Raw genomic sequence first — 23,071 nt, 5'->3', positions numbered from 1 at the left:
GAAGGAAAATTCTTTTAGCAAATTGTCAGGGAGAAACTATACGATGTAGACTCTTTTGCACATCCTCCCATTGTCTGTCCATGTCTTTTATCAAGGCAATCTGGGTCCGGGTTCGGTCGAGGTTGTGGCTTGGCCTGTCAATGTGATAATAGATGTCCCCGTTGAGATAATCCGTCAGAAAGCGGACAGCCATTATCTGGGTAATGTTTCTCCCTGATTCCGCTATCAAATTTGTTTCAGCGGGAGTGAGGAAAGTTTTTGCCTTTTCGTAATATCCCTGCACCAACGACTGGAACAGGGAGAGATTGAAATGGACCTTGGAAAGGTTGGTCTCGTCTTCCTTTGCCGTACAGGTTCCTGTTCTGATCATGTCCCCAGTGTCAAACAGGCAGGTTCCGCTCATGACCGTATCGAGGTCGATGACACAGAGAGCCTCCCCGTTCTGTTCGCTGAACAGGACATTGTTCATCTTTGTATCGTTGTGGGTTACCCTGAGGGGAAGTTTCCCGTTTTTCAGCTCATCGATGAGCAGCATGCCACGGCTTCTGTTTTCCCTGAGGAATCCTATTTCATCCAGCACAGAAGCCAGTCTTTTTGCATTGTCTCTCTCGATTGCTGCATCGAGTTGTTCGTACCGTACATGCATGTCATGGAAATCCGGAATTGTGACATGGAGTTTTCTGCCATCGAAATCCGAGAGCTGTAAGGCGAAGGTTCCAATGGCCCCTCCCAGCAGATAAGCATCCATTGCATCAGAGAGGACACTGAAAGTCTTGACTCCATCGATATATCGATAGGTTCTCCAAAGCCTTCCCTCACTGTCTTTCGTGAAAAAATTCCCTGTCTTGGTGGGAATGAGTTGCAGACAGCGCTTGTCGATCTGATCAGCTCCCTGCTGTCGTAATTTCAATTGGATATGACCTGTTATAGCCTGAATATTCTCCATTACCTGTTCTGGGTGTGGAAATACCACGCCATTGACCAATTGGTGGGTATATTTTCTTAGGCTTGTTCCTTCTTGAAAGGTCGATATAAACGTACTATTGATATGCCCTTCGGTGTTGCTCTTGATTCCAAGGAGCTTTCCTTCTATGGCAAATTGTCCGATGATTTCCAATACTTCTTTATTAGCTTCCATGCAGATTCCTTTCTCTTTGAAGCGTACGGGGGAAGACTATGGGTGTATAGGGTAAAAAAAGGAATTGATATGGACAAATCTGCAGTTTATGCGATACTTCTTCTATGCAGGAAACACAACAGATATTTTTTGATCCTGAGGTTAAGCAACTGATTGACAGTTTCTCCTATTGCTTTGGGGTAAAGATTACTCTCTATTCTCCCTTGGTCGAGGAATGGCTGGTCGGAGTTTTTGTAAAGTCGTCCGATTATTGTACGCTTCTGCAAAAGGGCATGCATTATAGATCTCGGTGTCTTGCCCAGGACAAACTGATGTGTGAGCGTTGCAAGCGTTTGGGCAAGCTTACACTCTACCGTTGCCATGGGGGACTTAATGAGGCTGTCATGCCAATTGAACGGGATGGTAGGACTATCGGATTTGCCATGCTCGGGCAGTTCAGGACCCTCGAGCATGTCCCTGCCCAGTTGCTTCAACAGTGGAGTGAGGCAGGCCTCGATCCCGTAACCTTTCGAGAGGCTTTCCTGGCCCGGCCCTATTTTGAGGAGGAGACGCTTTCAAGGATGCTTCACCTCTTTTCCATGCTCATCAATTTTGTCTCTTCCTCTTCCTATGTCAAACTCTGGCAACCGCAACTGGTGGAAAAGGTCATCCAGTATCTGGACGACCATATGCAGGAACCGAGCAACCTTGCCACTGTAGCCCAGGCTGTCGGGCGAAGTGAATCTGCAGTATCCCATGCGATCAAGCAAAAGTTCAAGGTTTCGTTCAAGCATTTGGCAACCGTAAGGAAGATACAGCGCTTCGAAAGCCTTTTGAGCAAGAATCCCTTGCTGCAGATAAATGAGGCTTGCCTTCAGGTTGGGTTTCCCGATCAACTCTATTTTTCCCGGGTTTACCGGAAGTTCAGGAGCTGTACCCCCTTCGCAATATATCAAGACCCTTCACAGCAAGGAACTCAACGGAGATCTATTGGTCCTTGGCTGAGAAAGTGTGGGGTCGGTGTTGTTTGTCTTGCTTATCAGAAGTCTGGCATTTGAGTTAACTCCTGTTTTTTGCTATGGTAATAGAGTAACAATTTGAAGAGAGAGGTACATCATGAACAGGACTAGACGGAAACAATTGGTAATGATGATAAAGCCTTCTTCCTCTGCTTGCAATTTAGCTTGTTCTTATTGCTTTTACCAGGACTTGGCCTCCAAACGCGATATTCCTTTCCATGGGTTTATGGCCGATGAGGTTATGGTATCGCTTATAGAAAAATGTCTGGGCGAGGTTGAGCACTGTTCGTTCATGTTCCAAGGTGGAGAACCTTCACTGATCGGGCTTCCTTTTTTCCAAAGGTTTGTAGAAACCGTCAATAAACTGAATAAAACCTACCACAGGGAAGTGCACTATGCTTTCCAGACGAATGCGCTTACCCTGGATCTTTCCTGGGCGCAATTTTTCAAGGAAAACAAGTTTCTCGTGGGAGTTTCCTTTGACGGCAATGCTCGGCTGAACGATATATTTCGTAAGGACCTTCAAGGAAACGGGAGTTCCCAAAGGGTGCTGGAGGCCATCGCATTTTTAAAAGAACAGGAGGTTGACTTCAATATCCTTTCAGTCGTAACTCCTGCGATGGCCGATAATGTGAAGCCCATGTGGAACTATCTTGCTGGCAAAGGCTTGTCTTTCCTTCAATATATCCCCTGCATGGATCCTTTCGGTGAGGAGCCGGGGGGAACTTCTTTTTCCCTTTCCTCCGATTCCTATGCAAAGTTTCTGATGCAACTCTTCGACCTATGGTATGACAATCTTGCAAACGGGAAAGGGGTGTCGGTACGGTTTTTTGACAACCTTGTTTCCATGCTTGTGGGATATCCACCAGAAAGTTGTGATATGGCGGGCATCTGCTCGGTTCAGTATGTAGCCGAAAGCGACGGGAGTATCTACCCCTGTGATTTTTATTGTTCCGATGACTACCTTTTAGGCAATATCCTTTCCTCCTCGATTGCCGAGCTCGATGCCAAGAGGAAAGAACTGCAATTCATTGAGTCCTCACCTAACAAAAGTCTTGCATGTAACAAGTGTCAGTGGAAAAGCCTGTGCAGGGGAGGGTGCAAACGCTATCGTACGGGAGAAACCTATCGATATTGCGGCTCAATGAAGCAATTTTTTCCATATGCCATAGAACGATTGGAACAGATAACGATAAATCTCAAATACTGAAACCGTTTTCTTTATAGTTTTAAATCAGTAAATCCTGACTTATGACAGAGAAATGAAATTATTGCAATGAGTGGGAATTTTGCAATAAAAAGGGCTTTGTTTCAATAATTTCATTACTTTTTCAATATGGTTTCAGTTCCTCTTGACATAAGAAAATATCTATCCTAGGGTCTGCATGAGGTATTGCATAAGAAAATGATTAGACTTACAAAAAAGGTGTTTTCCGATCTTGCCATCTGGATGATGGGCTTTGGCCTGATAGTAGGATTGGTCTTCCCGTTCTTCATGTTCTTCTTGGGTATTCCTAGGGAAATCACCTTTTCTTGGTGGTTTTTTTTAGTCTGCATGATTGCTGGTTTGTTTGTTGGCTTTGTTAACATAATCCTTGCCAAACGGGTTGTAGGTTCTCGCCTTTCAGATCTCTCCAATCATATGCTGGATATTGAGAAACATTTGAAAGATATTTCCGGCAAGAGTGAGACCTTTGATTGTTCTCCCCTGAAATGTCATATTCCCGTGGATTCCGAGGATGCTATCGGAGAGAGTTCCAAGGCTTTCAACAATCTAGTGGATACGCTTGCAAAATCAATGCAGACCGAAATAAATATACGGACCTATACGCAGATGCTTACCAGCCATCTTGAGACCGATGAGCTTTGCCGTGATGCCTTGGTAACACTTCTGGATATGGTAAAAGCTCCTGCCGGAGCTATTTTGGTTGAAGAAGAAGGGGAACTGAACGTGCATTGTTCCGTAGGTCTGACCAATGCCGATTCCCTGGGAGCCAACCCCCTCGTGCTTGACACCTTGCAAACCTTGAGAAGGGGAATCATTGATATTCCCAAGAACATTACCCTGGATGGGGTTTTGACTACCTTTCAGCCCCAACAGATCATTGTTGAGCCCATCCTTTATAAAAAAGTTGGTTTGGGCATTATTGTCTTGGCTTCGCCTTTTACCTTTGCAGAAGAGAGCTATGAGAATCTCGATTTGTTTGGAAAGAGCCTGGCTCTGGCCTTGCATAATTCAATGGCCCATGACCAAGTACAACGCCTTGCTGCGGTAGATCCTCTTACCGGAGTCTATAACCGCCGTTTTGGTGTTGCCAGACTCCATGAGGAATTCATAAGGACTGTCAAGCAAAATATCTCGATGGGACTTTTGATGATGGATATTGATAATTTCAAGCAGATCAACGACGCCTATGGGCATTCTGTGGGAGATCGTGTGCTCAGAAGCATAGCGCTTACAGCCCGAGGGCAATTGAGGGAAGGTGATATTATTGTCCGTCTTGGGGGAGATGAATTCATGCTGGTCTTGCTCGGGGCTTCCCGTTCCGATACCCAGGATATCGGGGAAAAGATCCGACGCATGGTTGATGAAAAGAGAATTTCATATGGTGAACAGAACATCCATGCTACGGTAAGCATCGGGGGCTCTTCCTTCCCTGAACTCGATGCCGAGTATGAAAAGGAATTGATAGAGGCAGCGGATCGGTCTCTCTATCTGGTAAAGAACTCAGGGAGAAACCGAGTTTCCGTGTAAAGGATGATGAAATACTCATTGAAGGTCTTCTTTTTGACGGAAGACCTTTTTTGATTCAATGGTTCTTAAATACAAAACAGGCAACTCCCAAAGGATTGCCTGTTTTCAAAGAAAGATATAACAGAGAGATTGGTTAGATGATTCTTGGATCTACATCCTCGTCGTAGTCAATATTGTCAAAACCAAATCCATGGATCTGCTCATATTCGGAGTATACTCCCTCAAGGTCTGCACCTTGGAGTGGTTCCCCTTCCTTCTGCAAATCCCATCTTCGTTCTACCTCTGATTGGATATCATCCTGCATCTCCCAGTCATCAACACGTATCCTGCCTTCATCATCGGTAGGAATAGCCTTGCCACTGAAGAGTTTTTCGGTAAAAAGCCGGTAAATCTGTTGGGTACAATGCTCGTGGAGATCTCTTTCCTTCATGACTTGATACAGTATGGCCATGTACAAGGGAACGACAGGAATTACTGCGCTTGCCCTGGTAACGAGAGCCTTATTTACCGAAACAAAAGCCCGTCCCTTGATCGATGCAAGTTTTTTGGTCAATTGTGCGGCAGTCTTTTCCAGATCTTCCTTTGCCTTTCCTATGGTGCCTTCCCTGTAGACAGGGTAGGTGACCTTCGGTCCTATATACGAGTAGGAAATAACCATGGCTCCCTCTGCTAGGAGCTTTTCCTGCAAAAGGAAATCGATCCAGAGAGACCAGTCCTCACCACCCATCACCTTGATCGTGTCTTCTACCTGGGTTCCTTGTGCAGGTTCGATGGTTGCTGTCTTTACGACATCACAATCCAAATCCACCGAAAGGGCGGAAAAGGGTTTTCCGATGGGCTTGAGCACTGAACGATAGGTCAATCCTGTCTTGGGATCGGTACGAAGGGGAGAGGCCAGGCTATAGATGACCAGGTCGACCTGTCCTAACAGGCTTTTTATCAGCTCAGCCGTTGCTTGCTTGGTTTCGTCGCTAAAGGCATCTCCAAAGATTGATTCTGCCTTGTGTCCAGCTTTTCTTGCCTCTCTCTCGAATGCCATTGTGTTATACCAACCGGGGGTCGCTGTCCTGGTTTCGGAGGGCTCGCGCTCAAAGGAGACGTTTATGGTATCGGCCTGGGCGGCGAAGGCACTCACAATTCTGGAAGACAATCCATACCCAGTGGAGCCGCCAAGAATCAGGACTCGCTTGGGCAAGACAAGATTCTTGCTTGCCGGATACCGGGAATCGTCTGACACCTGGGCATGGGCTTGTACCCATTCTATCTGGTTGGAAACATACTGGGCACACCCTTGGGGATGGGCTGTCAGCGAAACGTTCCTCAATACTTTCTTGGTAATTTTCACGACAAACTTCCTTGCTCTGTTTCTTTTCCCTTGCCTACGATACACATCCAGGTCGCTTCCGCTGCCTTCAGGCCATTGACGGTAATGATCCCGCTTTGCCTGAGCATGATTTGCGATACCCTCATGTTCTGTACCTCAATGAGAACCGTGTCCCCGGGACGAACCTGATTCCTGAATTTTGCTTTTTCAATTGTTCCCAGGACAAAGAAGGCCCCATGGGGTAATATTCCTGCCTGAACCAAACCTGCGCCACCGCACTGGGCCATGGTCTCTACCAAGATTACCCCGGGTACGACCGGATAGTCGGGAAAATGTCCCTTGAAGAAAAAATCCTTCTCATCAAATAAGCGTGAGGCGACTGTATGGTCCTTGTCGCACTCTACTATTTCATCAAGAAACAAGAACGGACTCCTGTGGGGAAGCAATTCCTGGGGAGTTTCAAAATCATTGCTCATCTGGCATCTCCTTTTTCCTGGTAACCGGTAAACACCAGGACTCCGTTGTGGCCACCAAAACCAAAGGAGTTGCTCAGGGCATAGCGAATGGTTCCTGATCTTCCTTGGTTGGGTACATAGTCGAGATCACATTCAGGATCGGGAGTTTCCTGATTTATAGTACAAGGATAATATTGATCCCGTATGGCAAGCAAACAGATAATTGCCTCGACGGCTCCGGCCGCCGCAATTAGATGGGAAGTCATCGATTTTGTCGAGGATACTTTCAACTGATAGGCATGATTACCGAATACTTGCTTGATAGCCTTGGTTTCCATGGAATCGTTGGCAGCCGTGGAGGTCCCATGGGCATTGATATAGTCAACTTCGTTCAGGTCCACGCCTCCCATGCCCAGGGCATTGCGCATTGCCTTTGCCGCGCCGTCTCCATTGGGTTCCGGGGATGTGAGATGGTAGGCATCACAAGTCGAACCATACCCGACTATTTCGCCCAGGATGGTCGCTCCGCGTTTTTGAGCATGTTCCAAGGATTCAAGGACCAGAATTCCTGCGCCTTCTCCAATAATGAAACCATCCCGGTTCTTGTCGAATGGGCGACAAGCTTTTTGTGGAGTGTCGTTGTACTGGGTGGAGAGTGCCTGGAGCCTGCAGAATCCCGCAACTGATAATTTGGATATTGCGGCTTCCGTGCCGCCTCCCAGGGCAACATCGGTGAGGCCGAACCTGACAGAGTTGAAGGCATCTCCTATAGCATCGGTTCCCGAGGCGCATGCGGTGGCTATGGTGTGGCAAGGTCCCTGAAAGCCAAAATGGATCGCAATATTGCCGGCGGCCTCATTGGATATCAATTTGGGAATGGTGAGCGGGGCAACTGCATGGGGACCACGTTCAAATAATTTATATAGGTTTTCTTCCACGACTTCAAAACCACCGATGCCATTGCCCAGATATACTCCGACCCGATCTGGATCATAGCTTCCCTTTGTCAGGTTTGCTTGTTCCATTGCCTGTACGGCGGCATAGACGGCAAATTTAGTGAAGTCGGCCATGCTTCTGGTTTCCTTGCGGTCAAGCAGATCGGAAGGATCGAAATCCCTGACTTCCCCGGCAATCTTTGCCGGATATTCACTGTTGTCGAATTTGGTAAGCGGTCCGACTCCCGATACACCATTGCGTATATTCAACCAGAATTCCTCGATTCGTTTTCCCAATGGATTGACCGTACCCATTCCGGTTACGACGACCCTTCTTGTGTTTTCCATACTCTTTTCTCCCTTCATTACATTGCCATCCCACCATCGACGGACAAAACCTGGCCCGTGATGTAGGATGCCTTATCAGAGGCGAGGAACACGACAACCTCGGCTACTTCCTGTGCAGACCCTATTCTCCCGAGGGGAATCTGGGTCTTGATGGTATCCTTCAAGCTATCGGGCAGGGCCTCGGTCATGGCTGTTTCGATGAAGCCCGGGGCAACTACATTCACCCTGATGCCCCTACCTGACAATTCCTTGGCAAGGCTCTTGGAAAAACCGATCAATCCGGCTTTTGAAGCCGCATAGTTGGTTTGTCCCCCGTTGCCCATGATGCCGACCACCGAAGAGGTGTTTATGATTGTTCCTTGTCTCTTTGAGGCCATGAGACGTCCGATTTTCCGGCAAGTCAAGAATGATGCGGTAAGATTTACCGAAAGGACATCGTCCCAGGCTTCATCCTTCATGCGCATGAGCAACCCGTCCTTGGTAATGCCGGCATTGTTTACCAGAATTTCCACTGTCCCTGCTTGCTGTATTACTGCATCCAAGGCTTCTTCCACTGATTCCCTGTTTCCCATATCGCAGGCTATCCAAGATAGCTGCCTCTGAAGTGATTTAGCAAGGGGAGTCAGTTTCTCCAACGTCTCCCCCTGGCTGCGGGAAAGGTACCAGACATCACAGTCATCTTTTAGCAAGGCCTCCACGATAGCCATTCCGATGCCCCTGGAGCCTCCGGTGACCAACGCATGGCGATTTCCATTTTTAGTATCCATTATCATTTTCCTTATATTCCTGAGTTGCCAGTTTGATTGCCTCTTCTGTTCCCAATGTACTGCAAGGGAGAAAAGAGCCACTTGATTTCCAAAGTCCCGAGAGTACACCCTTTGCCCCGAGTTCTCCCAAGACCACGGAATCCTGGGTCCTGGCAAAAGTCTCTATTCGTTGCATGGTTGCTGTCCATCTGAGAGGCGAGGCAAGCTGCCTGGCCAAAAGTGCAAGAGCTTCTTCCTTGGAATGTACGAAGTCTCCATGTACCGAAGAGATGACAGCCTGTTGAGGATCGCTGAACTTGCAATTCGATAAAAAGGTGGAGAACTCCACAGTTGCTTCCTCCATGAAAGGTGTATGGAAAGGTCCTGAGACTCTCAAAGGTATTACCTTTTTCGCTCCCTTATCCAGCAATAGTTGTTTGGCTTGGGTAATCAGGTTTTCCTTTCCTGCCAGTACCACTTGTGCTGGCCCATTGTCGTTGGCACAGTAGAGTCCTTCAAGTTTTTCTGCTTCCAGAAGTGACTCGACCTCTTGAAAACTGAGACCGATGACAGCCGCCATGCCAAGTTTACCATGCTTTAGCTCAGCTTCCCTTGCAGAATCGGCCATCAAAATGCCTCTTCTCTGCACAATCTTGAAGAGTGTCTCGTCGTCAAGAATTCCTCCTCCGGCATAGGAAGAAAGTTCTCCCAGACTGAAACCTGCATGGCAAATCATCTGCATGCCCAGTTCTTGCAAACGGATGTAGGCAGCTCTGTTGGCCAAGGTGACCACCAGTTGGGTAAGTCTGGTATCCTGCAACTCCTCGGCAGTTCCCTGCTCGAGGATGGCAAAGAAATCTTTCTTGCAAACCTCTGAGGCCAGACCAAAGAGATCCCGCACTTTTTGTGAGGCAGCATACAGATCAAGAGTCATTTTCGGAAACTGGGAACCTTGTCCCGGATACAATGCAATAAGGTTTACCATGTCAGTAGTGTTCCTCCATAGGTAAGGCCGGCACCAAAGCCAATGAGGATGATCATATTCCCTGGCTGTATAAGGTCTTTTTCCACCATCTCAGAAAGGGCAATGGGGATTGAGGCTGCCGAAGTATTGGCATAGGCTTCGATATTGAGGAAAAATTTTTCCTGGGGAAGGGAGAATCGCTTGGCACAGGCCGAGATGATTCTCTCGTTTGCCTGATGGGGCACGATCCAGGTAATTTCCTCGATGGTCAGGTTATTGTCTGCAAGCAGCTTCTTGATGGTCTCCCCGATGGATTGCACGGCAAAGGCATAGACAGCTCTGCCATCCATGCAAATTGCATTTTTCTCTCCGGTAACGGCCAGGGCAGCTGATCCGCTTCCTTGGGATCCGAGCGTACAGTCAAGGATTCCTCCTTTTTCTTGGGTTCGTTCAAGCAAGACGCAACCGGCTCCGTCACCAAACAAGACACAGGTATTCCTGTCTTCCCAGTCAACAATCGAAGAAAGTTTTTCTGTTCCTATGACCAGGACCTTGCTCATGGTTCCTGTTGCGATCATTCCCCTGGCAGTCTCCAAGGCAAAGATGAAGCCGGTGCAACCTGCACTGACATCAAAGGCAGGGAAAGTTTGCAGGCCAAGCTTTTGCTGGACCAGACAAGCGGTGGAAGGAAAACCCAAGAAATCAGGAGTGGCCGTGGCCACGATGATGCCATCTATCTGCAAAAGGTCGACATCAAATTTTGCTGTCAGATCCCGTACGGCCTGGACTGCCATATCGGAACTGGTCTCTTCTTTTCTTGCTATATGCCTCTTGCCAATTCCCGTATGGGATCGAATCCATTCATCACTGGTGTCGACCTTGGTGGCCAATTCCTCGTTTGTAAGGATCAACTGCGGGGCATAGGCGCCTACCGCTGTTATATGTATGCACTCCAATGTTTCCACTAAGTGTCTCCTCATTTATTGATTCTTCCATTATAATAGGGAGAAGGGGAAGTAAAAGCTATACTACAATTATTACAAAATATGATATTTTGTCAACATTGACACTAAAACTAGTTATTGTTATTATAAAAATAATTATAGTAGCCTCTTTTTTGAGGCCAAGCTACCATCCCCACACCTTGAGGAAGGAATACAATGGAAACAATCGAACAAATGGACCTTGCATCGGTCATAGCACTATTTGAACAAAGCTCACTCAATGAATTGGAATTATCTTGCAGTCGTTTCACCATCAAGCTCAAACGCGCGAGCAACGGTGAGGCTGTGTGTGCGGCTCCTCTGGAACAGAAAAAAAATATACCGACAAAGGAAAAACAGCCGGAAGTCAAGCAAGAGGAACTTATTACCATTACCAGCCCGATCGTTGGCACCTTCTATCTTACACCGGCACCCGATGCTCCTCCCTATGTACGCGAAGGCGATATCGTTGCCCCAGGGGATGTGTTGTGTACCATCGAGGCAATGAAGCTCATGAATCAGATGCCAGCTGAATTTCCCTGTGAGATTATTTCGGTCCTGGCCCAGCCAGAATCGATGGTTGAATTCGGGCAGCCCTTGTTTTCTGTGAGAAAGCGATGATCAAATCGCTTCTCATTGCAAACCGTGGCGAAATTGCGGTACGGATAATACGATCCTGCAGGGACTTGGGAATTCATAGCGTTGTGACCTATTCCACTGCTGACAAAGAGAGTCTTGCGGTTAAAATGGCCGATGAAGCAGTCTGTATCGGGCCTGCCGCTTCTTCCCAAAGCTATCTTAACTGGAGAAACATCATTGCCGCAGCTTGTTTGAAACGCTGTGATGCCATTCATCCAGGTGTAGGCTTCCTATCGGAAAATGCAGATTTTGCCAAGGAAACCGAGGAAGCAGGACTTATTTTCATTGGCCCCAGGCCAGAGACCATCGCTCTGCTAGGCAATAAGATCATAGCTCGCAATACGGCTCTTTCCTGTAACCTTCCCATAACCCCCGGGAGCACCGAAGCCGTTCTTTCCCTTAAGGAAGCTCTTGCTACGGCCAAGACAATCGGATATCCCATAATATTGAAGGCTGCCTGCGGTGGTGGAGGCAGGGGCATGCGAATTGTCACGAAAGAGAGCCAACTCGAACAGGCCCTCCAAATTGCAAAAAAGGAAGCCTTGGCTTTTTTCGGCGATGGTACCGTACATATGGAGAAATACCTGCAAAATCCCAGGCATCTGGAAATCCAGTTGCTCTCAGACGGTCAGGGAACGGTTGTCCATTTGGGAGAGCGCGATTGCACTGTCCAGAAGAACCACCAGAAACTGTTCGAGGAAAGTCCGACTCCTGTGCTTGATGAGAAGGTCCGGCAACAGATGTGCCAGGATTCTGTCAATCTGTTTATAAAACTTGGGTATCGTGGGGCCGGGACCGTGGAGTACCTGTATGACAATGAGCACTACTATTTCATGGAAGTGAATGCCCGGTTGCAGGTAGAGCATCCGGTTTCCGAGCTGGTAAGTGGTATAGACCTGATAAAGGCGCAGATAGCAATTGCCGAAGGCAAGCCCCTGGGATATACCCAAAAAGATGTATTGCTTCGTGGACATAGCCTGGAATGCAGATTGAACGGCGTGACTGCCGGGGTAATCAAGAAACTTGTGTTCCCCTCCGGCCCTTCGGTCAGGGTTGATACCTATCTGAGGGAAGGATCTACTCTCAGTTCCTATTATGACCCGCTTATCGCCAAGATCATCGTATATACCCAAAATAGGGACGAAAGCCTTGCGGTCATGAAGAGGGCCCTCCAAGAGGTATGTGTGGAAGGAATCGAGACGAACCTTGATCAACAGAAGCTCATCTTGGAATCAACCATGTTTCGTTCCGGACGTTTTGGAACCGATTTGTATGAGAGGGTCTGTCCTGAAGAGGAGAAGAAAAGCAATGGATGAAAATCTGAAGATAATCTGTCCTCAGTGCCAGAAAGAAATTGAAAAGACCTCCTTGGGTGAGTGTCCTTCCTGTGGGTATTATTTCCCTTTGTCCCCTCCTGAGCGTATTGCCTTGGTCGCCGACAAAGGTTCCTTTGTCGAGATGTCCGGGGGAATGCAATCCTCTAACCCCATCTCGCTTGCCGGATATGAGGACAAGCTCGTGGAAAACCGGAAGAAATCCTCCATGAACGATGCGGTGACCATTGGTTCCTGTACCATAGACAAACAGAAGGCTATCTTGGGTGTCATGTCCTTTTCCTTTATGGGAGGAAGCATGGGCTCTGTCGTAGGGGAGAAGATTGCCGAGGCTATGATAGAGGGTTGTCTTTCAGGATCTCCTGTAATACTGTTTACCGCCTCTGGGGGAGCCAGGATGCAGGAAGGAATTTTTTCCTTGATGCAGATGGCCAAGACTGCCAGTGCGGCAGCCTTGCTCGATGAGACGAGGACTCCTCTTTTTATCGTGCTTACCAATCCTACTACCGGAGGAGTGACCGCTTCCTTTGCGATGCTGGGGGATGTAATCCTGGCCGAACCGGGGGCCATCATAGGTTTTGCCGGTCCTCGGGTAATTGAGGGAACGATCAAGGAAAAGCTTCCTCCCTCCTTCCAACGCTCCGAATTCCAATTGGAACGAGGTTTTGTCGACCTCATCGTGAAAAGAGAAGGGTTGAAGGGGATGCTCTCCTACCTTATCAAGACCCATGTAAGGAGTGAACCCCGTGGATGAACTGAAAGAAAAAGGATTGGTGACTACCGTTGAACGAATAGAATCCATTGCTGGTATGGAACCTCAGTGCGAAGGAAAATCCTCCTGGGACTGCGTGTTGCTTTCCCGTAGGCAGGGCCGTCCGGGAGCCAAGCAGTACATCGATTTGATCTGTGATGATTTTGTTGAATTGCATGGTGATCGTCTCTATGGGGATGACCAGGCCATGATTGGGGGAATCGGGACAATAAACGGGCGGGCCATTACCTTCATCGGCAATAGAAAGGGTGCAAATTTCAAGGAAAATGTTCTGTGCAACTATGGCATGAGCAACCCCGAGGGCTATCGCAAGGCACTTCGTTTGGCCAAGCAGGCTGAAAAGTTCGGCAGGCCGGTGGTCTGTTTCATCGATACTCCCGGAGCCTATCCAGGACTTGGGGCTGAAGAGCGAGGTATCGGGGAAGCCATTGCCCGTAATCTCAAGGAGTTCTCCATCCTGAAAACACCCATTCTCTCCTTTATCATAGGCGAAGGGGGAAGCGGTGGTGCCTTGGGAATCGGGGTGGGCGACAAGCTGTATATGTTGGAGAATGCCGTCTATTCGGTCATTACCCCTGAAGGTTTCGCTTCCATTCTGCTTCGGGATCCTTCCCGGGCCCAGGAGGCTGCAGAGGCCATGAAAATGACTGCCAGGGATTTGAAATCCTTCAATATAATCCATGACATCATAGCTGAAGTTCCCGGTGGGGCTTCATTGGATCCTGGTTTCACGGCCAAGCTGATCAAGCAAATAATTGTGCGTGACTTGGATACCTTGTGCAATAAACCGGAGGAAAACCTGGTTCGCTACAGAATCAAGAAAATCCGGGGAATAGGGGAATACAAAGGGGAGAAAACTTGGTGGGAACCCTTGTTGAGAGTATTTCAACAGACCGATGACTTGAAATGAATGTAGGAGTTGAATCCCAAATCCCTCTATTTTTATCCTGAAAACGGATAGAAATAGGGGGATTCCTCTTTTTATCCCAAGGCCCAATCGTGCTATACTTTTTCTATGAAAAAGAAAACCGTGGTTGCGATCATGTACGATTTTGATAAAACTCTCACCACTGCCGATATGCAGGAATATACCTTTATCCCGAATCTTGGGATGAAAAGCCAGGAATTCTGGGAAAAAGCAAATGTGCTTGCCAAGACAGAAAAAATGGACAGTATCCTGGCCTATATGAAACTTATGCTGGAGGAGTCAGGAAAAAAGAACAAGCCAGTCAGACGCGAGGATTTCGTTGCCTTGGGCGGAGGGCTCGAGTACTATCCCGGGGTACTCACCTGGTTCGATTCAATCAATCACATAGGCAAGGATCTTGGCATTACCCTTGAACATTATATCATTTCTTCTGGCATGAAAGAGATTATTGAAGGTTCGGCCATCGGAAAGAATTTCAAGGAAATCTATGCCAGCGAATACCTCTATGATATAAACGGGGTGGCTTCCTGGCCAAAATTGGCAGTCAATTATACGGCCAAGACCCAATTTCTCTTCAGGATAAACAAGGGAGTACTGGAAGTATCTGAAGACAGGAAGCTCAACGATTATACCCCTGAGGACAATAGGATCATTCCGTTTCGGAATATGATCTATATCGGAGATGGTCTTACCGATGTCCCTTGCATGAAATTGGTCAAGAACAACGGAGGCAAGAGCATTGCCGTCCATAAGAAAGGAGACTTTTTCATATGCAAGAAATTGATGAGGGAAAACCGTATCAATTTCTTTGAAGAGGCCGATTACAACAAAGAGGGCAAGTTGTTTGCCTTGGTTTCCTTGATCTTGCAGAAGATGAAGAGTGAGGATGAGCTGGAAGCCCTGCACAAGGATATGGCAGAGAAAGCAGGGAAGGAGTAGAAAGGGTCTTTTGCTCTTTCTTTTTCTTGATTACTACTACTTTCCTTTTGTCTTTCTATTTTTCCTTTCTTTGTTTGTTATTTATCCGAGGAAAGTGCATATCCTTTCATAAAGGAACGATACAGGCAGGCAAAGACCAGCAAGGGAGGAATCATGGCAATGATGACGGCGGTCATCACTTGACCCCATTGTACCGATTCCCCTGTCGAGACAATCATATTCAAACCTACCTGTACGACCTGGTTCGCGGTTTTCCTGAGAATTACCCTGGGCCAGATATATTGGTCCCAGACATAGACAAATTGTATCAGCGCCAGTGCCCCGATGGTGTTCAGGCTCATGGGAATGAGTATGCGAAACAGAAATTGCAAGGAAGTAGCTCCATCAATGCGGGCTGAATCCGCAAGGGCATGGGGTATCGACATGAAATGTTGGCGGAACAGAAAGACTCCGGTGGCCGAGGCCAGAAAGGGGGTAATGACGCCCCAAAGATTATCTCCCCAACCAAATCCATATTTAGTGGGAGCAAAGAAGAACTCCAGGGGAGAAAACATCCATTGCATGAGATGCATAAGATCAGGGGCTCTTTGGTTGCTTACCAGGTTGAACAACCCCAGGATCAGCACTTCCGTAGGCATGATGAGTGTGATGAGGATGAAGGGGAACACTAGCTTTTTTCCCTTGAATTTATAAAAAACCAAGGCCAGGGCCGCAAATAGGGAGAGGACAATCTTTCCTCCAGCGACCCAAAGCGAGATAAAAAAGGAATTTCGCATATAGCGGCCCAGATGATAATCAGTCCAGACAACCTTGAGGTTTCCCCAAAAGGCGTTGCCCGGTAGCATTGAGGCAGTAGGGACCGTGTTTAGGTCCTGGGTTGCCTTTACCATGGCAAAGACTACAGGAAAACAGATGACGGTGCAGGCAAGAATCAAGACAGCATGTACCCATATCGGATCTTTCTTTCTTTTTTTATCCTTCATAATGTACCCGCTTTTCAAAAAACTTGAATTGGAGACTTACCGTCAGGGCTACCAGGCACATGAGTACCAACGCTTCGGCAGCGGCAAATCCCATGTTGCTGCTTCCTCCAAAACCATCGAGATACATCTTGTACATAAGCGTAGTGGTTACTCCTTCATGGTCGAAGAAGGGTCCTGAACCGACAGGACCTCCCTTGGTAAGCATGTCTATGATGCCAAACGAGTCAAAGAAACTGTAAGTAATGTTGGTAAAGAGGAGAAAGAAGGTAGTCGGGCTGAGCAAGGGAAATACGATGTACCTGAATTTCTGCCAGCCATTGGTTCCGTCTATATCCGCAGCTTCCAGGGGAGTCTTGGGAATGCTTTGCAGGGCGGCAAGATAAAAAACGATATTGTATCCGAGGTTTTTCCAGACAGCGGCACAGACCGTGAGAAAGAAGGCAGGGAGAGGGGCGTCGAGCCAACGGGGCTTGATGCCAAACAAAGCATTGAGCAAGGTGTTTACGATGCCTATCTCCGGGTTGAACATAAACAGATAGATGGTTGCGGCAATTGCCGGGGAAAGGGCAAAGGGCCAGATGAGCAGCATTCTGTACACTTTGGCTCCCTTGATATCCTTGTTTGCCTGAATGGCGATGAACAAGGAGAGCGAGAGTCCGAACCCTACGACCAATCCACTGAAAATGATGGTTTGCACCAATACTTGCCTAAACCCGGGGGCAAGGGGACCGACAAAGAGATTCTTGAGGTTTTCCAGGCCAATGAATTTTCTGGTTCCCAAGAATAGGTTGCTGCGATACAGGCTGAGAAGAATCGATTTCCAGGCTGGGTAAAAAAGGAAGATAATAAGAATTGCCAGTGTTGGCAAGAGATAGAGATATGGGATTATTCGTGAGGAATAGGCTTCATTATGATCATGCATTACGTGCTCCTAACGAGAGGCGAGGCCCGGTATTGCTACCGGAACCTCGCAAAGAAAATGAGTTGAGAGGTGTTTTGGAGAAGAGCTTTGACCTAGAAATTGGCGTTGTATTCCTTGAGTTTGGCATCGGCAAGTACTTTTGCTTCAGTGAGAGCATTTTTGACATCTCCACCCTGCAGGATTTTTTGCATTGCCTGCTCCATGATTGTCCTGTTGTCCAGCAAAGTTCCTGCCAGGGCTCCTGCCGTAGCGGCATTGGGAATGGTATTAAGCAGTTGGTTGAAGGCGACCAATTGCTTGGCATCGCTTGTAAACCAGCCTTCAGCCTTGAGTTGGTCAACCGAGGAATTCCGTACTGGATAATACCCGGTAAGTTTGTGCCAGCTGACCATATTCTTGGTGTTGGTCATAAAGAGGATGAAATCCCTTGCTCCCTCGAGTTCCTCGGGGGTATGGTTCTTGGTTACCCAGACACTACCACCGCCGATGACTGTTCCGTTTCTCTTGGTTCCAGATAGAATAGGCAGCTTCCCGACACCCATAGTGAATTTGCCTTCCACTGCGTGTCCGATATTCCCGAGGTCGGCGGTAGAGGTAATATGGAAGATGGCTTTGCCTGAAGTGAAGATGGCATCGCTTCCGTCCCAGTCTTCGGCTTTTCCTGTATAGGAATAGAGGTTTTCCTTGCCAAGGCGTGAAAGGAAATTACCGATTGCCATGGCAGCGGGGCTGGTCAGGTTGACTTCAGTGGCCCTGGCAGAACGACCGTTGTCATTGTTTACCAAGGGAGCACCCTGTTCAGCCATCCATTGCTCAAAATACCAACCATGGAGGGCAAAGGAGATGTTTGCACCGTCAACATTTTTTGCGCGGGCGGTTTCTACAACCTTGATCATGTCTTCCAGGGTATCGGGGACATAGTCCGCCGGATAGCCTGCTGCAACAAGCTTGTCGGTATTGATGTATAAAACCGGAGATGAACTGTTGAAGGGAATTGAGTTTACCTTGCCATCGATTGTGTAGTAATTAAGTACCGGGGCAATGTAATCGCTGGTGTCGAAGGTTCCGATATCACTTACTGGCATAAAGATTCCCGAGTCATAGGCGAGTTGACTTCCTACTTCAAAGACATGTACCAGATTCGGGGCTTTTCCCTGTTTGTCTGCAAGAATCGCTGCTTGAAGGGTATCGCGGTAGCTTCCCTTGGCTTCCTGTACGACTTTATATTTCGTCTGGGAGGCATTGAATTCATCTACCCGTTCCTGAATCCAGCCAGAACGTCTGGCATCCCCGAGCGCATGCCAGAAGGTGATTTCCAAGGGTCCCTTCGTTACGGGAGCTACACTGTTTTCGGCAGTGCCATTTGCAAAGGCAAAGGACATGGTCATTACAAGACAAAGCAAAAATACCGTTAGTTTTTTCATAATCATCCTTCTCGAGGCAGAATTGTTGATTGCAAGATAGACGGCTGATGTTTGTTTTTTGTAATGGTAAAATGAGAAAAATGTGAAAACTCCGTTTTTGGACAGTAGGAATTTTATACCAATAGTCAACAGGAGTGGTTTTCCCATTTTTTCATAATGTGGTATGCTTGAAAAGGAGGCTTTGCCATGGATACCAAGATTTCCCTTGTCGAGAAAGGGTGCACTGATCGGGTGGGAGCTCTTTTCGTAGAGGCTTTCAACCACAATTCGGCATTGCTTGTAGCTGATGAAAATACCCTTTCTGTCGCTGGTTTTGCGGTGACGCGGAGTCTCGAGCAACAAAATATCGTAGTTCGCCAGTGTTGTTTTCCTGCCGAGCCCCAGGTTTATGCCGATGAACATTCAATTGAAATTGTCAGGAACTCCCTGAGTATGGATAACAGCATCATTGTTGTCCTTGGTTCCGGAAGTCTCAACGATATTGCCAAACGTGCGAGTTTCGAACTTGAACGTCCCTATATGGTCGTGGCAACGGCTCCTTCTGTTGATGGCTATACTTCCTATGGGGCCGCCGTGTCCATTCAGGGATTCAAACAGACCTTGCCATGCAATGCCCCCTATGCCGTGGTAGCCGATACCGATATCCTTTGCTCTGCACCTATGCCCATGATAGCTTCTGGATTCGGGGACTGCATGGCCAAATTTACTGCAGGAGCCGATTGGATCCTGGCAGATACCTTGGGCATCCAACCTATCAGAAAAGATATCTGGGATATGGTCCAGAATCCTTTGCATCAGGTCTATGCTCGTGCAGAAAAAATTGGCTCCCGGGACAGAGCTGCCATCGGTACTTTGTTCGAAGCTCTTTCTGCCAGTGGCTTTGCCATGCAAATTATGCATGATTCCCGTCCTGCCAGTGGCAGTGAACATCTAATAAGCCATATTTGGGAGATGGAGCATCTCTGCAAGGACGGTCTTCCTGTGAGCCATGGCTTCAAGGTTGCCGTAGGCACAATTGCCATTTCTTTTCTCTATGACAAGCTTCAGAGCATGGATTTTTCTTCCATTCTGGACAACAAGATGGAGACCTGGGAGGAACGGAAGGACTATATTCGGAATTTTTTCCCCTCGGACAATCTTTTCAATCAAGTCTTGCCTTTGGCAAAGGCGAAGTTTCTCACAGGAGATGAATTGCTGGAACGTAGGAAAGCTATTCTGAAATCTTTCAAAGAGATAAAAACGCGCTGTTCTGAGCAACTTCCGGGTTACGAAAAACTCTCGCTTGCCATGCAGACGGTAAGTTGCCCTACGATGGTCTCAGAGATCAATGCCAACAAGGAGGACCTTGTACGTGCCATCAAGGGAGCCCAGATAATTCGCAATCGGTACACAATTCTCGATTTGCTCTATGAAGTAGGCCTTCTTGACGAAGCTTTATTAGCCCTTGAGGGGCTGGCAATATAGCCTAGAGTGAAATGCAGTGGTACACTGCTCTCTGGACTATAAGGATATTACCATGGAAAAATGTACCAACAATACTACCGCAGATACTCTTACTGTGCTGGATTGTCCCGACGTGTTTGCGCGACATCTGGTTACATCCGATTTAATCATGCCCCGAGAAGGAAGAGGTGCCGAATACCTTGATGGCGATTGGCATTATGCGCTTGACCTGCAAAATAAATGGAAATTCGGGGAGAAAGAACTTTCCTCTGATAGACAACAGTTCCTATCGACGTATCTCCAGTGGGAGACCGTAAGTTTGCTAGAACCGCAGGAGACTGTAGGTGTTTCTTTCTATACCAAGGATTTTGAATACCTACCAAAAAAATCGCACGAACAGGTGTTTCTTCGTTTTTGGGGAACAACACATCCTTTTTTGGTGTTTCTCAATGATACGTACCTGACTGGCAATGAGCAAACGGAAAAACCTTTTTGCATTGATATAACTGATATTCTTGCCGCCAAGAATATAATCACCATTGCATTCGATAATTCCAGGGGACTGGCGAAGGAGAAAGAGAAGCCGTTGGGTATTGCGCTTGTGCGAACTGAACAAGCTGAACTGAAGTCCTGGTCTCTCAAACTTCCCCCTCGGTATGATTGTTTTGCCATCGCTGTCGATATTGAGTTGACTTCCTGCTGTGCCAAAACGATGATGTTGAGTATCCCTGAACTTGAAATAGAGGAAAATCTTTGCATAAGCAACGGAAGGGTTCATGCAATCATCCAGGCGACCCCACAGCTTTGGACCGAAACGAAGCCGAAACTGTATGAGGTCAGATTTGCCTGGGATAATCAATGTCTCATCGAGCAGGTTGGATTCAAAAAGGAAAAAAGCTGAAATTGCTTGGATGGAAGACAGATGAAGAAAGAATTCTGTTCATGACATGACCAGGTATATAGATAGAAATAGCCAGAGGACGAATCTCTGGCTATTTTTATGTTTCCCATCCTTAAAGTAGTAGGGATTCATTAAGGGAACAAACCCAAAGGCTTTCCTATACTATTTTCTCCACTCCAAATACTTCCAATTGCGTCAGTGCAGGAAACTGTGAGGCATCATCTGCCTTCAGTAGATTTCCCAACTTGATGGAGGTAATCGTTTTCTTTTCCATTTTGAAGGACTGGGGAAGAAAGGTCTTTTCCAGAGAGCATGCAAAAGTCGTTTCATCGGAAAACGTGAGGGTAGCCTCTGTCCAGTAGCTGTCATGAGGCCAATCGGCGCGAAGGGTGAGGCGCACCATATCGATTACAACGGGTCTGCCAAAGTGAATGGTCAACTCAGCCTTTGGGTTGCTGTTTATTCCCCAGCTCTGGTAGGGATATTCTCCGTGACTTCTGTTTTCCAGAATTCCGTCAATTGCGTTTCTGGCTGCAAAGACCATTTCATTGCGGGTTTCCACGTTTGCCGTGGCATGGGGGAATACTCCGGTGGTCTGATGGTTGTCATAGGGATTTTCTGCTAGGTTTCGATAGGTAGTACCAGTGGAGGCCGGTGCTTCACAAAGAGTCAATAAGTGCGGGCTGCCATTGAATGCAGCGGGGCTGAAACAGGTTTTCTCCAAAGCTTCGACAGGGACTGGATAGGTTGCCGTCTTGCCAAGGTATACGACTTGAGTTCCCAGACTTTCATCAAGCTGGAGTAGGTATAACCCCTTTCTAGGGACCGTCAATTGAACTGTATCGCCTTTTTGGTAGGAGAGAGCATGAACCAAGGCAACTCCGGTTCCACTTTCATGACTGGTGCCCAAAACCTTTTTTTGTATGTCGAGTATCTGGATTTGCAACATATCCAACGCCTCCCTTTGATGGTCCATCATACCATAGCCGCAAGTTCTTGTTACAGTGAGAAACGGGACTTCTTGACAATAAAGGAACTTTGCCACAAGCTTATCGTATGCAAATAACCTATATCCATCATAGTTCGTTTCTTGTTGAAACTGAACTTTCCTGGTTGCTTTTCGACTATTTTGAAGGAGAACTTCCTCCCATAGGAAAAGATAAACCCCTCTATGTGTTCTCTTCCCATCGCCATGCTGATCATTTCTCGCCAGTCATTTTTACCAAATTCGGTGATTACCCGCAGGTCTGTTTCATTCTCTCTTCCGATATTTCACCAAAAAAAGTTCCCGAAGATCTTCTTGGCAAGACCCACTTTATGAAAAAGGGAGAAAAAATGGAGTTTGGTACCTTGCAGGTCGAGACCTTGCGTTCCACCGATGAAGGAGTGGCTTTCTTGGTACGGGAAGAAGAAAGGACAATCTACCACGCAGGTGACTTGAACAATTGGTTCTGGAAGGGAGAGGATAAGGGATGGAATGCCCAGATGGAAAAGAATTATCGCAAGGAGATTGCAAAGCTACCTGATACCCTCGAGGTTGCCTTTGTTCCTGTCGATCCCCGTTTGGAAGAAGCCTATGACCTGGGAGCTAGGGAACTGCTCGAAAATAGAGAGATAACCTATCTGTTTCCCATGCATTTCTGGAAGGATTTCTCGGTTTGCAAGAGACTGCAAGCTACCCTTGGCTCCTCCTCATGCACGGTAATGCAGATAGAGCATACACAACAAAATTGGAGGCTTCCATGACTTTTCAGTTTGCACACAACAATTTCAATGTTGTTGACCTTGAATCTTCCCTGGCTTTTTACAAGGAAGCCTTGGGTTTGGATGAGGTAAAGAGAAAAATAGCTCCTGATGGATCTTTTGTCTTGGTTTTCCTGGGAGATGGGACAACCGTCCATAAACTGGAGTTGACCTGGCTCAGGGATTGGAAGAAGGATGCCTACAATCTCGGAGACAATGAATTCCATTTGGCTTTTACCACTTCTGATATGCAAGCGGCCCATCAAAAGCATCAAGAGATGGGCTGTATTTGCTATGAGAATGAAAAAATGGGAATCTATTTTATTTCCGATCCTGATGGATATTGGATCGAGATTGTCCCACAACGGGATTAGGGCAATAATACTCTCCGTTGTTG

At 47.3% G+C, this 23,071-nt stretch carries 23 protein-coding genes; 12 read left to right on the top strand and 11 right to left on the bottom strand.

Features of this window, described 5'->3' with window-relative positions; genetic code table 11:
* Window positions 1–25: 25 nt before the first annotated feature.
* The gene (locus ACHZBG_RS05550) at window positions 26–1,138 is read right to left on the bottom strand and encodes an aminoglycoside phosphotransferase family protein (protein WP_320128455.1); all 1,113 of its coding nucleotides are present in this window, start codon (window positions 1,136–1,138) and stop codon (window positions 26–28) included.
* A gap of 104 nt (window positions 1,139–1,242) precedes the next feature.
* Between ACHZBG_RS05550 and ACHZBG_RS05545 the strand changes: the two genes are divergently transcribed.
* The 3 genes from ACHZBG_RS05545 to ACHZBG_RS05535 all read left to right on the top strand — a co-directional run bounded on the left by ACHZBG_RS05545 (window position 1,243) and on the right by ACHZBG_RS05535 (window position 4,891).
* Entirely contained in the window at window positions 1,243–2,175 is a 933-nt protein-coding gene (locus tag ACHZBG_RS05545) for a PocR ligand-binding domain-containing protein (protein WP_320128454.1), read from the top strand.
* A 58-nt stretch (window positions 2,176–2,233) separates the two neighbouring features.
* On the top strand, window positions 2,234–3,346 hold the full coding sequence (locus tag ACHZBG_RS05540; RefSeq protein ID WP_320128453.1) for a radical SAM/SPASM domain-containing protein: 1,113 nt from the start codon (window positions 2,234–2,236) through the stop codon (window positions 3,344–3,346).
* A 195-nt stretch (window positions 3,347–3,541) separates the two neighbouring features.
* Complete coding sequence (locus ACHZBG_RS05535; protein WP_320128452.1) at window positions 3,542–4,891, top strand: GGDEF domain-containing protein; 1,350 nt, start codon at window positions 3,542–3,544, stop codon at window positions 4,889–4,891.
* Between the two features lie 133 nt (window positions 4,892–5,024).
* On the opposite strand, the gene fabV is transcribed toward ACHZBG_RS05535, so the two are convergent.
* Genes fabV through ACHZBG_RS05505 form a run of 6 tightly spaced genes read right to left on the bottom strand, consistent with a single transcriptional unit; the run spans window position 5,025 to window position 10,628 of the window.
* Window positions 5,025–6,236, bottom strand: coding sequence for an enoyl-ACP reductase FabV (gene fabV / locus ACHZBG_RS05530; RefSeq protein ID WP_320128451.1), 1,212 nt, complete (start codon window positions 6,234–6,236; stop codon window positions 5,025–5,027).
* Window positions 6,233–6,691: a 3-hydroxyacyl-ACP dehydratase FabZ gene (fabZ, locus tag ACHZBG_RS05525; protein ID WP_320128450.1), complete on the bottom strand. Its 459-nt coding sequence runs from the start codon at window positions 6,689–6,691 to the stop codon at window positions 6,233–6,235. Before fabZ ends, fabV begins: the two co-directional genes overlap by 4 nt.
* Window positions 6,688–7,953: a beta-ketoacyl-ACP synthase II gene (fabF, locus tag ACHZBG_RS05520; protein ID WP_320128449.1), complete on the bottom strand. Its 1,266-nt coding sequence runs from the start codon at window positions 7,951–7,953 to the stop codon at window positions 6,688–6,690. The genes fabZ and fabF overlap by 4 nt, the downstream gene beginning before the upstream one ends.
* 17 nt (window positions 7,954–7,970) lie before the next feature.
* Window positions 7,971–8,720: a 3-oxoacyl-[acyl-carrier-protein] reductase gene (gene fabG / locus ACHZBG_RS05515; RefSeq protein ID WP_320128448.1), complete on the bottom strand. Its 750-nt coding sequence runs from the start codon at window positions 8,718–8,720 to the stop codon at window positions 7,971–7,973.
* A complete protein-coding gene (locus ACHZBG_RS05510) occupies window positions 8,710–9,684 on the bottom strand; it encodes an ACP S-malonyltransferase (protein ID WP_320128447.1) in 975 nt (324 codons plus the stop codon). Before ACHZBG_RS05510 ends, fabG begins: the two co-directional genes overlap by 11 nt.
* Window positions 9,678–10,628, bottom strand: coding sequence for a beta-ketoacyl-ACP synthase III (locus ACHZBG_RS05505; RefSeq protein WP_320128446.1), 951 nt, complete (start codon window positions 10,626–10,628; stop codon window positions 9,678–9,680). Before ACHZBG_RS05505 ends, ACHZBG_RS05510 begins: the two co-directional genes overlap by 7 nt.
* Before the next feature lie 195 nt (window positions 10,629–10,823).
* On the opposite strand from ACHZBG_RS05505, the gene ACHZBG_RS05500 reads away from it, so the two are divergent.
* The 5 genes from ACHZBG_RS05500 (at window position 10,824) to ACHZBG_RS05480 (ending at window position 15,258) form a co-directional block, all read left to right on the top strand.
* Complete coding sequence (locus tag ACHZBG_RS05500; RefSeq protein WP_320128445.1) at window positions 10,824–11,267, top strand: biotin/lipoyl-containing protein; 444 nt, start codon at window positions 10,824–10,826, stop codon at window positions 11,265–11,267.
* On the top strand, window positions 11,264–12,601 hold the full coding sequence (locus tag ACHZBG_RS05495; RefSeq protein WP_320128444.1) for a biotin carboxylase N-terminal domain-containing protein: 1,338 nt from the start codon (window positions 11,264–11,266) through the stop codon (window positions 12,599–12,601). The genes ACHZBG_RS05500 and ACHZBG_RS05495 overlap by 4 nt, the downstream gene beginning before the upstream one ends.
* Window positions 12,594–13,373: an acetyl-CoA carboxylase carboxyltransferase subunit beta gene (locus ACHZBG_RS05490; RefSeq protein ID WP_320128443.1), complete on the top strand. Its 780-nt coding sequence runs from the start codon at window positions 12,594–12,596 to the stop codon at window positions 13,371–13,373. The genes ACHZBG_RS05495 and ACHZBG_RS05490 overlap by 8 nt, the downstream gene beginning before the upstream one ends.
* On the top strand, window positions 13,357–14,301 hold the full coding sequence (locus ACHZBG_RS05485; protein WP_394699330.1) for an acetyl-CoA carboxylase carboxyltransferase subunit alpha: 945 nt from the start codon (window positions 13,357–13,359) through the stop codon (window positions 14,299–14,301). The genes ACHZBG_RS05490 and ACHZBG_RS05485 overlap by 17 nt, the downstream gene beginning before the upstream one ends.
* Before the next feature lie 105 nt (window positions 14,302–14,406).
* Window positions 14,407–15,258 (top strand): HAD family hydrolase, encoded by an 852-nt coding sequence (locus ACHZBG_RS05480; RefSeq protein WP_320128442.1) that lies wholly within the window; start codon window positions 14,407–14,409, stop codon window positions 15,256–15,258.
* Window positions 15,259–15,335: 77 nt separating this feature from the next.
* On the opposite strand, the gene ACHZBG_RS05475 is transcribed toward ACHZBG_RS05480, so the two are convergent.
* From ACHZBG_RS05475 to ACHZBG_RS05465, 3 genes are all read right to left on the bottom strand, one after another.
* Window positions 15,336–16,241, bottom strand: coding sequence for a carbohydrate ABC transporter permease (locus ACHZBG_RS05475; protein WP_320128441.1), 906 nt, complete (start codon window positions 16,239–16,241; stop codon window positions 15,336–15,338).
* Window positions 16,231–17,163 carry a sugar ABC transporter permease gene (locus ACHZBG_RS05470; protein WP_320128440.1) on the bottom strand — a complete coding sequence of 311 codons (933 nt, stop codon included), beginning with the start codon at window positions 17,161–17,163 and terminating at the stop codon, window positions 16,231–16,233. The genes ACHZBG_RS05475 and ACHZBG_RS05470 overlap by 11 nt, the downstream gene beginning before the upstream one ends.
* Window positions 17,164–17,255: 92 nt before the next feature.
* Window positions 17,256–18,587: an extracellular solute-binding protein gene (locus ACHZBG_RS05465; RefSeq protein WP_320128439.1), complete on the bottom strand. Its 1,332-nt coding sequence runs from the start codon at window positions 18,585–18,587 to the stop codon at window positions 17,256–17,258.
* 186 nt (window positions 18,588–18,773) lie between these two features.
* On the opposite strand from ACHZBG_RS05465, the gene ACHZBG_RS05460 reads away from it, so the two are divergent.
* Both ACHZBG_RS05460 and ACHZBG_RS05455 read left to right on the top strand, forming a co-directional pair.
* Window positions 18,774–20,051, top strand: a complete 1,278-nt coding sequence (locus tag ACHZBG_RS05460) for a sn-glycerol-1-phosphate dehydrogenase (protein WP_320128438.1) — start codon at window positions 18,774–18,776, stop codon at window positions 20,049–20,051.
* 52 nt (window positions 20,052–20,103) lie between these two features.
* Window positions 20,104–20,931, top strand: a complete 828-nt coding sequence (locus ACHZBG_RS05455) for a hypothetical protein (RefSeq protein WP_320128437.1) — start codon at window positions 20,104–20,106, stop codon at window positions 20,929–20,931.
* Window positions 20,932–21,088: 157 nt separating this feature from the next.
* Here the strand turns inward: ACHZBG_RS05455 and ACHZBG_RS05450 are convergent, their stop codons facing one another.
* The gene (locus tag ACHZBG_RS05450) at window positions 21,089–21,910 is read right to left on the bottom strand and encodes a carbohydrate-binding protein (RefSeq protein WP_320128436.1); all 822 of its coding nucleotides are present in this window, start codon (window positions 21,908–21,910) and stop codon (window positions 21,089–21,091) included.
* 77 nt (window positions 21,911–21,987) lie between these two features.
* Between ACHZBG_RS05450 and ACHZBG_RS05445 the strand changes: the two genes are divergently transcribed.
* Both ACHZBG_RS05445 and ACHZBG_RS05440 read left to right on the top strand, forming a co-directional pair.
* The gene (locus ACHZBG_RS05445) at window positions 21,988–22,677 is read left to right on the top strand and encodes an MBL fold metallo-hydrolase (RefSeq protein ID WP_320128435.1); all 690 of its coding nucleotides are present in this window, start codon (window positions 21,988–21,990) and stop codon (window positions 22,675–22,677) included.
* Window positions 22,674–23,048, top strand: a complete 375-nt coding sequence (locus tag ACHZBG_RS05440) for a VOC family protein (RefSeq protein WP_320128434.1) — start codon at window positions 22,674–22,676, stop codon at window positions 23,046–23,048. Before ACHZBG_RS05445 ends, ACHZBG_RS05440 begins: the two co-directional genes overlap by 4 nt.
* The last annotated feature ends 23 nt before the right edge of the window (window positions 23,049–23,071 follow it).

This window comes from uncultured Sphaerochaeta sp. (assembly GCF_963676625.2).
Taxonomy (GTDB): domain Bacteria; phylum Spirochaetota; class Spirochaetia; order Sphaerochaetales; family Sphaerochaetaceae; genus Sphaerochaeta.
The sequence above is the reverse complement of the archived record's forward strand: the minus strand, read 5'-3'. Positions and strand labels throughout refer to the sequence as shown.